The following is a 14,440-nucleotide window of genomic DNA, read 5'->3' as shown; positions in this document are numbered from 1 at the left end:
AGCCTCGATCCACCGGTCGGGTTGAGGTCGTAGCGGCGGGTTAAACGGAGAATGCCTGTCGGATCGGGAAAAATGGGGTTTGTCTAGAACTCCGTTTAACCAATCCGAGAGGCATCTCGTAGGTGCAACTTTTCCATAGATCCACGCGCGTGTCAGCCGCGTTCGATGATTCCAATCTCGTGTCGGCCGCAGGTCTGGTCCCGGCGATGGCGCTGGCGGTGAAAACCTGCCTTGGCGAACTCGCTGATCAGTGGCTGACGCTGCCCGGATACTTCGGCGCGAACGCGGGGTTGAAGGTCACCGCACTGGTCGCGGGCATGATCGCCGGGGCCGATTCCATCGATGACATGGCCTTGTTGCGGCACGGCGGGATGAAGAAACTCTTCGCCGGCGCGTATGCCCCGTCGACCTTGGGATCGTTCCTGCGGGCATTCACCTTCGGTCATGTCCGCCAGCTCGACGCCCTCGCCGCCCGCTGGCTGGTCAATGTCGCCGCCATGGCCCCGATCGCCTCCGGTATCGATGATTACGCCCTGGTCGATATCGACGACACCATCAAGGAAGTCCACGGCTACCGGAAACAGGGTTCCGGATACGGTTACTCCGGGGTCCGGGGATTGAACGCGCTGATCGGGATCCTCTCGACCCCGACCGCGGCGCCGGTCATCATCGGCGCGAGGCTGCGCAAGGGAAGCTCCGGCTCCCCGCGCGGGGCAGGGAAATTCATCGCGGATATCCTTGCCACCGTGAAACGGCTGCGCGGCAAGGATGCCACCGGGCTGGTGCTGCTGCGCGCCGACAGTGCGTTCTACGGCCACGCGGTCGTCGCCGCTGCCCACCGAGCCGGCGCGAAAGTGTCCATCACCGCCAGGATGGRCCCGGCCGTCAAACGCGCCATCGCCACCATCAACGAGAAGGCCTGGACCAGCATCCAGTACACCGACGCGATCCGCGATGAAACCACCGGAGCCTGGATTTCCTCAGCGGAAGTCGCCGAAACCGCCTTCACCGCCTTCGTGGGCCGAAAGAAAGCCGAACGCATCCACGGGCGTCTGGTCGTGCGCCGAATCCCGGAGCTGAACGCCCAAGCCGGCGCGGGCCAACAGACCCTGTTCGACACCCACCGCTTCCACGCCTTCTTCACCACCACCGCCCTGGACACCGTCACCGCAGACAAAACCCACCGCCAGCACGCCATCATCGAGCAGGTCAACGCGGACCTCAAAGACAGCGCCCTCGCCCACCTGCCCTCGGGAAAGTTCACCGCCAACGCGGCCTGGCTGGTCCTGGCGAGCATCGCCTTCAACCTCTCGCGGCCATCTGACCACCCAGCCGACCCGGCGCAACCAGGACCACGGAACACCACCGGCAGCAAGGCCGGCAACCCAGTCATGCCCATCAACCGAACCCGGACCAAGATCAGAAACACCCCGCCCCATCAAACCTGACCGGTGGATCGAGGCTAAGCACGGCAGGAAGGCGCGGTCAGTCTGCTCCGGCCAACAGGAAGGCGTGAGGACCCACCCGGCAAGGAGCTGTCCGGCGCAAAAAGGGAATATCGCACCACCAAGGCCTGCCCTCTGTCAAGCTTTGTCAACACCCCAAGAGGAAACAGGCGCTGACCTGCGGAAACACTGTGCCCGAGGTGGGACTCGAACGGGATTCCAGGCCTTGGAAACACCGGGAAATGGCGGAAACATGCGGAATCCGGGCCAGTCCGATGGCCGTACGAGGCAGTCCGAGGTGGAAAGTGTGGACATTGTCCGCACTTTCTTTTTTGCCCGCGTATGCGGCCTAGTGCACGACGTGCTCGGCCGGGAAACGCAGGGCACAACCTGACAAGGGAGGAGCGTTCGTTGCTCGCCGGCAGTGCCGACAAGACCTGAGCAGGACGTCATCAGATTTGCTCCTTTCGCACATTCATACCGATTCGACCCGGGGGCGACCTGACTTGCACTCTTCCCTTGGAAAGGGCTGCCGCCTAAGATTCCGAGCGGCATTCTTCTGCAAAAGGACGTGGCGGAAGCGAGCAAGGAGGTTTGCCTGATGATAGCCGGAGACCTGGCGCTGGATATGGCCTAGCTCTAACCGGAACGCCGCGAGGTTCTCCTGGGCAAGTTACTTGAACTCTTCCCCTAATTCAAAGGCGAGAGAAACTGAGAAGGCGTCGGTAGGCTCGGTGGTGCGCAGCCCGGTGGCGGTGGCCGTCGGCTGCGCACCATCGGACGTGATGACGTCAATTTCCAACACGTGGTCCGATGTCCGGCCGTAGCGTACTGAATGGTTGCCGTACGCGTCGTTACCGGCGGAACCGCCAATGGTCCCCACCGGCTATGTCGACATCAATATTTCAGAATTTATATTCATGCATGTATTTAGGCAATCCATCAACCGCAGCCTCGATCGCAGGACCTAGCGCTTCGGCAAGTGACGCCGGCTCAATTTCAGTGCCATAGACCAGAAGAGATTGGCTGGGTGCTAGCTGGATGACGTCAATCGTGCCAAGGTGGCGCTCGACTGGAAGGTCGCCGCCCGCAATAGAGTATTGGAACCTTCGCAGGCTTGAGTCGTTAGTCACGACAAGTTCCTCCAGCCGCTCGCCGCTTCCAAGTATGACCGTACGACGGGCGGCACTGCCATCCGATGCGGATATCGCGGGAAACCAATCGGCGATTCTTGGGGCGTCGCTTATGACCCGCCACAATGCGTCCGGGGACACGTCGATTATCACGTGTGACCTATGAGTTGCCATATTTGCTCATTTCTATTTCTATCGAGTACGAGTCTCATACGTCGCATCAACGCGGCTGGAGACAGTCGTGGGGGCGGATACGTGATTGCAAAGGAGAATCACTACATCTTGCGCTTATGTTTGGAACTCTAGGTTTTGGATCACGGCGGCAACACATATTTTGCTCCTTTTTGCATGTCCAGCTGGTTGGATGAGGCCGCGGACACACGTTGAACAGGATGTAAAACTAGCTTCCCTGCTGTATGGGCAGGTCGACGTACAGCCAGTCACTGCCGGCCCTGAGTGGGTACAGTTCTCAGGACCGCGGTTGCCTGCCCGGATACCCGAGGATGAACCGCGTGCCGACCAGTGTGGCTGTGGCTGAACGGCCTGCCCTTCTCAATATTGTTATCGCCTTCCCAACCCCGGTACCAACCACCTCGCCGAATGCCGGCCCAGGGACCGCGACCATGCCCAGGGCTTCACCTTCCTGCACCATGCAGTGGATGGTCATTCCCGGCTTGTACACTCTCAGATCCTGCCCATGAAACCAATGAGACCGCCCCGGCGTTAGTTGGCGACGCCATCGCCCCGTTTCACCGCATGAGGCGTCAAAAGCTAGAGGGGACTGACCGATAGCGGCTCCTGCTACCGCTCCCGCACCTTCGCCGCCTCTTCTGCCCGAGGCGGGAGCAGGCACGACGCACCCTACTGACCCCAATCCGGGTGGCAAGGTCTGTGAAGACTTTTGGTGGTGCTGCGTTGGGCCCAGCCTGGCCTCGGCCAAGTCTGACCATGGTGTCCTTGGTTCGATTTGTCGACTGGGCCTGGTGCTGCATCGCCAGAGAGATCTACGCCAACATGCCACAAACGACCACTTGACAATATAGGAGCATCGAGCGCATCAACCGCATCCTCAAGAGGAATGGGCCGATGCTAGAGCTACGACTCAGAAGCCGAACGGCAGGCCTGCTACCCCTGGCTTCGTGTACTACAAGCGCACGCCCCACATCGCATTCCAACGCGCCTCTCGAGGGAATGTGGGCTGGCCTGGCGGAGGGCTTGGAGCAGTTCACTCTGACAGCAGTGTCCATCGGCCGGCGTCGAAAGTTCGCCCCGGCCGCAGCGCTACCAGCGGGCCCACGAGACCATCCAGATCACGCAGGCTCTCTGGGGCAGCAGCTGGCGGCGGGACGCCTGGATTAACGACGCGACGAAAGGTCGGTTCATCGATCCAGAGAAGATCGAGGCCTAGAGCGTGTCTCCTAAATGTTGGCACGGTGGTGAGGGATGCTCGAAGGGTGTCACGTACTTCTGTTTTGACCGATGGGCAGTGGGCCCGCATTCAGCCGTTGCTGCCGTCGTCTCTGGGGCGGCGTGGTCGTCCGTTCCGTGACGACCGCCGTGTCGTGGAGGGCATCATTTACCGGTTCCGGTGCGGGATCCCGTGGCGCGATGTTCCTGCGGAGTTCGGGCCGTGGCAGACGATCTGGAAGCGCCACCGCCGCTACAGCGGCGATGGCACCTGGGACCTGCTCCTGGCCCAGTTGTTGACCACCGCCGATGCCGCTGGCGTGGTGGATTGGGCGGTCTCGGTTGACTCGACGGTGAACCGTGCCCACCAGCACGGCACGAACCTTCCCCGCGCCACAGGGGGCCCTGTCGAATTACATGAATCTGTTTGCTGAACCGGATGATCTGCGATTGGCCGTTCTCGCGGCGGATTGAGCACGAAAATCCATGCCCTGGTTGACGGCAACGGCCGGCCTCTGGTGTTGCTGGTCGCCCCCGGCCAGGGCGGGGACGCACCCATGTTTCCGCACCTGATGAGTCATCTGAAGATCAACCGGTCCGGTCCGGGAAGACCTCGGACCCACCCGGACCGTGTCCGAGGGGACAAAGCCTATTCATCCAGGGCCATCCGGACCCAGCTTCGGGACCGGGGCATTACGGCCGTCATCCCGCAACCTAGCGATCAGATCGGTCACCGCAAACGACGAGGCTCCGCCGGCGGCCGGCCACCGGCCATCGACAAAGAGGACTACAAAGGCCGCAACGTCGTCGAACGGAACTTCAATACCTTCAAGCAATGGCGCGGCCTGGCCACCCGATACGACAAACTCGCACTCACATACCGCGGAGGAGCCGTCCTCCGGGCGGTCACCATCTGGCTCGCCGCTTTAGGAGACACGCTCTAGGCGACGTCCGCATCGAGGGCAGTCTCCATCTTCCTCAGGGGAATGCTACGCCTGGCCGCAGCCAGAATTCCTAGTTGCCGGATCAGGCTGATCACTCCGAGGAGGAAGGTCGCGGTTCCGTAGGCGGCCACCGTCGGCACGAGGCTAAACGTGGGGACCAGGAGTCCGGCAAGGATGACAGGGATGCTGAAGGCGGCGTAGGCCAGGATATACAAGGCTGCCACCAGCCCGCCCCTTTCGTGCGGAGCAGCTAGCGGCATTACCAGGCGCAACGCTGCTGCGAAGGCTGCCCCGAAGCCAATCCCGCCCACCACCTGGCCCGCAACCATCAGCCCCAAGCTCCCAGCCAGCAACCCGGAAAGGATGCCCGCAATACCCACGATCGACGCCATAACGCCCAGGATCATTCCGTCCCGGGATCCAGCTCGCATGAATGCAAGGCCGGCGACTGCAGAAGCCGCCGGCCCAACAAATACCGTGAATCCGATGAGGAGTCCGCTGTCCATGTGGAAGGCATGCCGCACGATGGATGGGGCAAGGCCCTAGGACAGCGCTGCAAGCATCCAGCCAGCGGCGACAACGGGAGCAGCGCCGGCGAACTCGCCGCGGACAGGTCCGGGTACCCTGATTCGGGGAACAAGGGAGCGAAGGGCTCCGTGCCTGCGAATGCCGCTTTCCTGAGCTAGGGCGGTAGCCACAACGCCGGACACGGTAACGACTGACAGTGTGGTGAAGACGAAAGCGTTCGGCTGCGGTGCATACTCGATGGCGAGACCTGCGAGCAGGGCCCCCACCCCCAGCCCGCCCGCGACCCCAACACTTCCCATTACGGTACCCAGATTTTTCCTGGTGGGCGGTGCCAGCTCCACCAGGGCGGCACTGAAGGCGCTGGTGGCGGCTCCGGTGGCAAGTCCTTGGACAACCCGGGCGGCGATCACGGCGGCAATATCAGTGGCTGTCAGGAACATGACCATTGATACGAGCTGAACGGACAGGGCGCCGAGGAGGACAGGGCGGCGGCCCACATAATCGGAAAGGGACCCAGCCGTCAGGAGGGCCAGGAGGAACCCGCCGGCATACACCGCAAATGCCAGCGTCAGCAGGGGTGTAGCGAAGTTCCATTGCTGCTGCTAGTACGTCAGTAGCGTAGTGGGTGCCCCGGCCGCGAGATAAGCGCTGACAAAGGCCGTGGCAGTTCCAGCGAAGGCGAAACCATTCGGACGTCGAATCGTCCTCCTGTCTTCTGTCTGTAGATGAGCTGAGGTTTGTGGTGCGGACATGATGGACTCCGGTGCGGCGGTTGAAGGAACGGGACAGGTCATTCAGATAAGGACGGAATTCTGCCCTCAGGGGCAGTTGTCAGGCAGCGGCTTTTTAAAAGCCGGACTCCGCGTGTGAGTCTGCAATTCTGTGAGCATGCGCCGGGGATGAAGACGCTAGTGCCGGCCAGCGGGACCGGGACGGCCGCGAGTAACCGCACGTTGATTCTGTCGATTCCCGGGTGTGAGGAGGGATCCCCCGCAAGTTACCTCGTGGAACGCCTTTTTATGAGCTGTAGGTCGATGCGCTGATTCTCGATCGGGTAACTATTCCCCCGCAGATTCTTATTCAGAAGATCCAGTACAGCTTCGGCGGACCTGTGTGTATCAATTCGCAGTCCTGTGATAGGTACCTCGGCGAATTCAGCTAAAGGCCCATCTGTCATTGTGGCGATCATGAGCTCTTCTGGAACCGCTATGGACGCCTCGAGGGCAGCATCGAGAACGCCCGCCGCAAAGATACTTGAACTGGTCATGATGGCGTCCGGCGGACTGGCGATCCGAAATAGTTTCGCGGAGATCGCTGCCGCTACCGCTCTGCCACCCCCTGTGTCTGCGACCCGAAGCAGGGGGGCGGCAGCCGTCGATCCGACGAAGTGCATGTAGGCGGAGATGACACCTCGCCTGTACATGTTGTCCGTGCCTCCCACAAGAAGCGCAGTACGTTCAGAACCGCTTTCACGGAGGTGCTGCAAAAGCTGGATTGTCGATTTTTCGTACGCGGCACCAACCCACCAGTGAAACTCGCGCAAGCCAGGATCAGGATCGTACGAGACTACAGGTAGGCCCGATGCCAGGATTTTCCGCAAAGATTCGTCCTGATGATTCGGGGCAATTAGGATGCACCCGTCAAGACGCGAGACACTGCCCACGACATCATCGATGTCGCGGGCAGTGAGCGCATTGAATCCCCGTGTCATTGCGGCCAGAGCTATGGCTCCGGCGAGATTCGCAAATGAAGTGGTGCCAAACTCAGATGAATGCAGCGACTCCGGGGGACGAAGCAGGATGGCCACGTTGCGCTGCGCCGATTGATTGGTGTAACCAAGGCTGGCTGCGATCCGCCAGATTTTTTTCTTGGTTTCAGGTGCGACGTATCTCTTACCGCTGAAGCTGTGGGATGCTGTCGTCAGCGACACCCCTGCAGCTGCGGCCACGTCTCCCAGACGGGCGGTATTTTTCCCCGGCTTAGGCGAGGGCTCGGTCCCTGTTGTGGTCATCAATTTCGGCGTTCGATAGGTGCGCGGTCTCGCGCAGTCCCAGTGAGCATAGTACGAGCACAAGCATCGCGAAAGATCCGTAGACCGCTACGGACAGGGGGTTGTTTCCGGAGACGACCAGCAGACCCGTGGCCACGAATGAAGCAGTTCCGCCGCCCAGGGCTGCACCTATCTGATATGCAACAGACATGCCGCTGTATCGCATTCGGGCAGGGAACTGTTCGCCGAGGAATGTAGGAACCGGGCCTTGGGTGACACCGGTTAACACGCCGATTATTGCGAAGCTGACCACGACCATAATGATGCTGTGAGTGTTCACCATTGGGAAGTAGAGGTATAGAAAACCTGCCATCGCGAGTCCTCCGGAAACCATGACCTTCTTGCGGCCGTACTTGTCTGAGAGGAGGGCAAAGAACGGTGCGCTCAGAATCAGGAGTGCACTGAATACTAGCTGACCCACGAGGCTCTCGGTTGAGCCATAACCGATGCCCTTGAGGTAGGAGAGGAAGAATGTGAAGGCGATGTAAGCAATCGTGTTGTACCCGTAGCTGACCCCGAGTGCCAGAAGTATGGTGCGGGGGCTGCGTCGGATGGCAGCTACGAGAGGCATTCCGTGTCCTTCGTTAGCAGGCTTCTTTTCCTCCGGCATTGCCATCCTGGCGAAGAGGCCGATGATGACGAGAACGCCGCCGATAAGGAACGGAATTCGCCAGGCGAAGGGAGTCAGCTGGCCGCCGAAGGCAAGACTTATGAGCGTGAACACGCCAACGCCGAGCAGCGTCCCGATGCCGATCCCGGTGCTGGTGAAACTACCCCAGAGACCCCGACGGTTGGGGGGAGCATTTTCCATACCAAACAGGGCCGCGCCGCCCCATTCGCCACCTGCTGCGAAGCCCTGCACAAGTCGCAGCGCTACGAGCAGTATCGGCGCCCAGATACCGATGGTGGCAAAGTCCGGGAGTAGTCCGATGAGGAAGGTGCTTACACCCATGGTCACCAGGGTAAGGATAAGCATTCGTCGCCGGCCGAACTTGTCCCCGAAGTGACCGATTATGATTCCTCCCAGCGGACGAGCGATGAAACCTGTTCCGAAAGCAGCGAAGGCAAAGAGCGTTCCGATGATGGGTTCGACGGAGGGGAAGAAGACGGTGTTGAATACCAGACCTGCGGCCAAGCCGTAGATAAGGAAGTCATAGTATTCAAGGGCGGTTCCAAGCCCTGAAATGAGAAAGGCACGAAGTGGTGACACTTTCCCCGGTTTGTTACCCTCGACGGTACCTTGGATTTCGACGTTTTGTTGCATGACAGTTGGTCTCTCAATCTCCGTAAGCTGCGGATTCGATTGCGGATGATGTTTTCCCATCGCTGGTGATCGCAATGTTTGGACGGGCGTAGTCGATGGCGTAAGGGTCGTTGACCTCAGGAATGACGGTGCACCCCAGATCCTGTAGAAAATGCGCGCCAGGAAGAAGCGTTTTGGGCACTGTAATCGTCGTGCCGCTGGCGTCAATACGTGGTTGTTGCAAGGCCTCCTCGGCCGTCATTCCTTCATCAACCAGGTTGATGATTAATTGGGCGACAGCACTGATGATGCGTCGGCCGCCAGAGGCCCCCACGGCCATGCTTCTCCTACCGTGAGTGACGATGCACGGTCCCATGTTCGCAACGGGTCTCGCTCCCCCAGCTATGCTGTTAGCTGCTTGGGGTAAAGCATTGAACCAAGCCATCGCCGAGTCAAAAAGCAGACCGGTGCGAGGACAAATCACACCACTACCAAAATGATTTGCTGCCGTGTGGGTGATAGCTACCGTACGGCCTTGAACGTCCGTTGCGGATATGTGAGTAGTTCCACTGGTGGGCGCCGATGCACCGAGAGGAGACCAATCTGGTGCGGTCCCCTCAGGAGCAAATGAGGGCTCATGCGGCCTACGGGTGGCAAACGTGCGCCAGGGAACGTCATCGTTCCAATGATCGACGTCATCACCATGGGCACAGAGAGCTGCGATGCCAGCAATGTAGGACGGATCCAGCAATCCCCGCTCAGGGACGGACACGAAGTCTGGGTCACCCAACCAGTGATAGCGATCGGCAAACGCATGGCGGATGGCCAAAGCAAGGCTTCTCAGTCTCTCGGGCCTCTCCTTTCCTTTGGAAACGTCGGGATAGATGGACTCCCATATCTTAAGGATCTGCAACTCAGTCAGCCCACCACCTGGAGATCTGGGCACGGATACGTGAGCCCCGCGGTAATGGATGCTTTTTGCCGGGCCGATTGATGGCGCGGATGCCTTGAAGTCCTCCATGGTCAGAAGACCTCCGATCTCTTTTGAGGACATCACCATATGTGCGGCGACTTCCCCATCCGTAAGGGTCCGCAGGGACGAAGAGGCTACCTGTTCAAGCGTTGCCCCCAACTCCTGTTGGCGGATCCTCTCTCCCTCGCCAAAGGAAGGACCGTAGAACCGCTGCGAAGACCGTCCTCGGGGCAAGCCGTCGTCGGCAAGAAAAATCCGAGAGCACGTTGGGTCTTTTTTAAGTCGCTCAAGGTCGCTCATGGCATTAAGAACAAACCACGAGTCCGACCTGAATCCTTCATGGGCAGACTCGATGGCCGGCTGGCATACGTCTTTCCTAGAGAGCCGCCCCCAACGCTCCTGCGCAGATAGCAGACCGAGAAGGGTTCGGGGAACTCCGTTGGCACGAGGGCCATCTACGTTTGCGTTGTCCCTGACTGAGTGGATACCCAGAATCGCGGCAGCTGGCGCGCGGGAATCTAGAAGGAACATTTCGGCGGTTGCCGCTAGTGGAGCCTTGGGCCCGAATTCCACGGACTGCGGCGGTGCTGCAGTGCCGTCGCTATAAAGAAGGAAGCCAGAGCCGGCAAGAGTGGTCTCCGTTGGTTCTATGACTCCGGCGACTAGGGCTGCGGCCACGGCGGCATCGACGGCGTTACCACCCTTGTGGAACATCTGCAGCCCAGCCTTGACACTTTCTTCTCGTGCGCCGACAACGGAACCCAGTTGGTCATCCGCTCTAGTGGAGACGGGTGTGAGTGCTCGAGTATGCGATCGCAATTGCAAACCTCCGGATCGATGATCTTCATTCATCTAAAAGTCTATGATTTAGGTCACGTGCCGCCCCTAGATTTTGCATAATTTTGTACCGGCTATTACTGCGAGGACTTGGGGCCAACTGATGCTCCTGGTTGAGCGCCATAGCAGCGGTCTCTCCTGCGGCGATCTCAAGTGCTCCGGCCTTGCCGGGTCCCATCTCAATAGTCCCGAATATCATTGAGGCCCACTATCAGGCGTCTTGCGCTGATCCCACACGCTATTGGCGATGCCTTCCGGGCAAGCCCAATGGCCGCGGCCACCCGGAGGTCGAACTGATCCAAGCTGTCGTGCTTCGCTCAGCCGGTGGGGCGTGGCAAATATCACTCAGGCCCTTGTCAACTCATACATTCGGAACTATATTTTTCTCAGGCTCCCACTCGGGTAAGGCACTGAAATGGCCGCCACCCTTAGGCAGACCCTTTGAGTAAGTCCACCGCCAGTGGTTGGATGCAACTCACCCACTGCGGATCGCCACTATGCCTTCGCCTCACTTCATCTATTGGAAGGAACCCATTATGGGCTCGTCTGTCGCTATTAGATCCGCTGCCGTCGTCGACGGAACCGGTGGCATTGTCCGTACTGGCCACACGGTCCTGGTGGAGAACGGTCGCTTCAGCAAGATTGGGCCTGATGGTTCCTTCGAGATTCCCGCTGGCGTAGATCTTGTCGATGGCACGGGAAAGTGGCTCATCCCGGGCTTCGTCAACGGAAATGTTCATCTCCTGGACGGCATCATGATGATGGGAATCGGGGGTATTGAATACCTCTCAAGATGGGAGGGGCAGTTCCACGAAGTATGTGAGGAAGCTGCTCAGTTGGCCCTCAAGGCTGGTTGCACGACTGTCTTTGATACCTGGAACGGGCACCAGCCTGTGCTCACCGCCAGGGACCGCATCAATGCGGGTGCCATCGAAGGTCCCCGGATCTTTGCAGCGGGAAACATTGTCGGTATGGGCGGTCCATTCAGCCTTGACTTCAACCACATGGCCAGATCAGTCATCAGCAAAACGTTTGCCGATCGTATGGACTCCTTGTTCGATGCCGGCGTGGGCGCTGAAACAAGCTTGATGTCACCAACTGAAATACGGGCCGTCATCCGGGACTATATCGGCACGGGAGTCGACATGGTCAAGATCGCCATCAGCGATCACCTTTTCGGGGTCACTCATGGCAACCGCTCCTATCTAACATTCAGTGAACGGGTCCTTCGGGTGCTCGCTGAGGAAACGAAGTCAGCAGGTTTGCCTCTACTGACTCACACTCAATCAGTGGAGGCAGTCCAGTTGGCAATCGACTTGGACGCAGATCTTATGATCCACGCAACTCTGACTTCGCAGGCTCCCCTCGATGGTGACATTGTTGACCAGATCGTAGCCAAAGGCATCCACTGCGGGGTGCAGTCCGTGACCCACCCGTACCAAGAGAAATTGGAGGCCGTTGGCCACCCGATGGCTGGCTACGGTGGATTCCAGCACATTCTGAACGAGAAGATGCTGATTACCGCTGACGCCCCGATAGTACTAGGGACGGACGCCGGTTGTACGTCCCGTGACGTTCTTACCGATACTGGTGAGATTGGCGACCGTGAACGCCCGTGGAGCATCGGAACCGACCACTTCGCATGGGCCCGCGCGCTCCATCAGAAAGGCATGTCACCTTCCTCAATACTTCAATCCATGACAAGCAAAGTCGCCACCGCCTACAACAAGGGTAATGACCTCGGGACGGTGGAGGTTGGAAAACTTGGTGACTTCCTGCTTCTCGACAGCAATCCGCTCGAAGATGTCCGTAATCTTGAAAGCATTGAGGCGATCTATAAAGAGGGCCGGCTTATCGATCGGCAGGCGTTGCCCACACGGCCTCTGGTGACAGCTCCAATAGGTACATGCTAGCCAGGATGGTCGTTGCTTGGACAGATGATCATGCAACGACCATCTTCTTGCCAGGAACTGAAACCACAGCGCTGGATGTTGAAGGCAAGCGCCCTGCCTTGCCGGTGCCGGCGAGGCCACTACCCATGAGGTCGACTGTAGCCGGATAACTACTGCCGGTGCACGTGCATGTGTCCAGGCCTTCCTGCGCAATCTGGGACGCGGCCACGGGGGCCAAACTGTTGGCGTTGCGCGGCGTTTACTGTCAGGACGGATCGAGTGCATACAGTCCAACCTTCAAGGTGCGCTGCTAAATGCCGACTTAACTCACACGGCTGTTGCCCTACGGGACGCCCTGATCATTCCAAGCACCCTGGTCACGTCGTTGAAGTTACCTAGAACGCAAGGGCTTCGGATGTCGGCAAGGCAGTAATCCTGCCAACCAGCTCGCTCCAGAACGGTCCCAAATCACCATGAAGCGGGGCCAACTGGCTTTCAGTGGAGCCCGCACTTGGAGTCTCCCTTGACTGTTACTACGTTATCCGCGTCTCAGAGCGCCTCTCAACAGACGCGGCGCTCAGATGATTCCCACAGTAGCGAGCCGAACACTTCACCGGTCCTCATCACAGAGTGGCATGGCTGTGAAGACAGTTGCCATTGTTGCCAAGGGGCGGAATCGGTCTGGCGCCTTCCAGCAGCCATTTCCGCACACAATCGCCCAATCCAGACACATCTATTGCCACACTTTTTGACCCAAAACAATCTAGCTACCGCCTAACGCAAGATCACCTGTCGTAGCACCACCCTTAGAGAGGACATATCCCATGCGAGTATTGATGTACGGCCTTGGATCTGTAGGAACCACGCTAACCAAAATGCTGCTGAAGCGAGAAGCCACCATCGTCGGTGCAATCGTCGCCTCAGACTCCAAGGACGGCAAGGACGTCGGCGACCTCATTGGCCTGCCCCAGCCCCTTGGGGTCAGGGCCTACACTGACGCAGATGAGGCGCTTGCCCTCAAGCCAGACTTGGTGGTCATGAGTATCGCAAGCTATATGGATGACATGTATGAGCCACTTCGACGCTGTATCTTCGCTGGCAGCAATGTCATCTCACTTTCAGAGGAGCTCCTTTACAGCTGGCACACCGACTCCAAGAGGACGGCCGAGCTTGATACCTTCGCCAAAGAGCAAGGTGTCCGGGTGTTGTGTACCGGTCACCAGGACGGCTACTGGATTTCCCTCGTGTCCGTCCTCATGGGCACCGCCTTCTCTATTGACGCTGTCCATGGGCGTTGCAGCTGGAACGTCGACGACTTTGGCGCCGAGTTGGCCCACGACCAGCAGGTGGGCACGACTCCAGAAGAATTCGCTGCATGGTCCGGGGCCGCGTCGAACCGGCCTCCAACATTTGGCCGCACCTCCCTCCATGCCCTCGCCGCCATGGCAGGGCTCGAAATCAAAGATTCCACCACAACTACTCGCGCGGACGTGGCCGCCACGCCCGTTTTCTGCAGAGCTCTGGATCGGGAGATCCCTACCGGCCAGGTGATCGGTTTCACTGACATCGACGAGGTTACGACCACGCAGGGAATCACCCTCCATCTGGAGATGACTGGCAAGGTCTATGCGGTGGGCGAAACCGACTCTAACCACTGGGAAGTCCGCGGCGAACCCACCGTGCGCATCCACAGCGATGACCTCGCCACTCACTACACCACGTGCGGAACATTACTCAACCGCATTCCTCAGCTGCTAGCCGCGGGCCCGGGTTACCTGACGATTGACCAGCTCCCCCAGCTTCGCCACCAAAAGACGCTGGGCTGAAACGTCGCTACCTCTAGAGCGTGTCTCCTAAATGTTGGCACGGTGGTGAGGGATGCTCGAAGGGTGTCTCGTACTTCTGTTTTGACTGATGGGCAGTGGGCCCGGATTCAGCCGTTGCTGCCTTCGTCCTCGGGCCGGCGTGGACGGCCGTTTCGGGATGAC

General features: G+C 59.3%; 8 protein-coding genes and 4 pseudogenes. 5 read left to right on the top strand and 7 right to left on the bottom strand.

All coding sequences use genetic code 11. The features are described from left to right. Positions 1-122 precede the first annotated feature (122 nt). Positions 123-1,316, top strand: a pseudogene (locus AB4Z38_RS25105) (IS1380 family transposase); the annotation flags it as partial. An 802-nt stretch (positions 1,317-2,118) separates the two neighbouring features. Here AB4Z38_RS25105 and AB4Z38_RS25100 read toward each other — a convergent pair. Then, positions 2,119-2,328: an FAD-binding protein gene (locus AB4Z38_RS25100; protein ID WP_441432233.1), complete on the bottom strand. Its 210-nt coding sequence runs from the start codon at positions 2,326-2,328 to the stop codon at positions 2,119-2,121. Between the two features lie 22 nt (positions 2,329-2,350). Beyond that, positions 2,351-2,752 (bottom strand): SRPBCC family protein, encoded by a 402-nt coding sequence (locus tag AB4Z38_RS25095; RefSeq protein WP_441432232.1) that lies wholly within the window; start codon positions 2,750-2,752, stop codon positions 2,351-2,353. Positions 2,753-3,717: 965 nt separating this feature from the next. On the opposite strand from AB4Z38_RS25095, the pseudogene AB4Z38_RS25090 reads away from it, so the two are divergent. Continuing rightward, positions 3,718-4,929, top strand: a pseudogene (locus AB4Z38_RS25090) (IS5 family transposase). Here the strand turns inward: AB4Z38_RS25090 and AB4Z38_RS25085 are convergent. The 5 genes and pseudogenes from AB4Z38_RS25085 to AB4Z38_RS25065 all read right to left on the bottom strand — a co-directional run bounded on the left by AB4Z38_RS25085 (position 4,926) and on the right by AB4Z38_RS25065 (position 10,437). Next, positions 4,926-5,435: a hypothetical protein gene (locus AB4Z38_RS25085; protein WP_441432231.1), complete on the bottom strand. Its 510-nt coding sequence runs from the start codon at positions 5,433-5,435 to the stop codon at positions 4,926-4,928. The pseudogene AB4Z38_RS25090 and the gene AB4Z38_RS25085 overlap by 4 nt on opposite strands. A gap of 36 nt (positions 5,436-5,471) precedes the next feature. Then, a pseudogene (locus tag AB4Z38_RS25080) lies at positions 5,472-6,041 on the bottom strand (MFS transporter); the annotation flags it as partial. A gap of 413 nt (positions 6,042-6,454) precedes the next feature. Beyond that, the gene (locus AB4Z38_RS25075) at positions 6,455-7,405 is read right to left on the bottom strand and encodes a LacI family DNA-binding transcriptional regulator (protein ID WP_441432230.1); all 951 of its coding nucleotides are present in this window, start codon (positions 7,403-7,405) and stop codon (positions 6,455-6,457) included. A 31-nt stretch (positions 7,406-7,436) separates the two neighbouring features. Continuing rightward, complete coding sequence (locus AB4Z38_RS25070; protein WP_441432229.1) at positions 7,437-8,771, bottom strand: MFS transporter; 1,335 nt, start codon at positions 8,769-8,771, stop codon at positions 7,437-7,439. Positions 8,772-8,784: 13 nt separating this feature from the next. After that, positions 8,785-10,437 carry a gamma-glutamyltransferase gene (locus AB4Z38_RS25065; RefSeq protein ID WP_441432234.1) on the bottom strand — a complete coding sequence of 551 codons (1,653 nt, stop codon included), beginning with the start codon at positions 10,435-10,437 and terminating at the stop codon, positions 8,785-8,787. Positions 10,438-11,096: 659 nt separating this feature from the next. Between AB4Z38_RS25065 and AB4Z38_RS25060 the strand changes: the two genes are divergently transcribed. The 3 genes and pseudogenes from AB4Z38_RS25060 to AB4Z38_RS25050 all read left to right on the top strand — a co-directional run. Continuing rightward, the gene (locus AB4Z38_RS25060; RefSeq protein WP_441432228.1) at positions 11,097-12,473 is read left to right on the top strand and encodes an amidohydrolase family protein; all 1,377 of its coding nucleotides are present in this window, start codon (positions 11,097-11,099) and stop codon (positions 12,471-12,473) included. Positions 12,474-13,327: 854 nt separating this feature from the next. After that, entirely contained in the window at positions 13,328-14,278 is a 951-nt protein-coding gene (locus AB4Z38_RS25055) for an NAD(P)H-dependent amine dehydrogenase family protein (RefSeq protein WP_441432227.1), read from the top strand. A gap of 63 nt (positions 14,279-14,341) precedes the next feature. Beyond that, positions 14,342-14,440 (top strand): annotated as a pseudogene (locus AB4Z38_RS25050) (IS5/IS1182 family transposase); the annotation flags it as partial.

It is taken from the genome of Arthrobacter sp. 2RAF6 (genome assembly GCF_052115205.1).
Taxonomy (GTDB): Bacteria; Actinomycetota; Actinomycetes; order Actinomycetales; family Micrococcaceae; genus Arthrobacter.
This window is presented reverse-complemented; position numbering and strand designations above follow the sequence as displayed.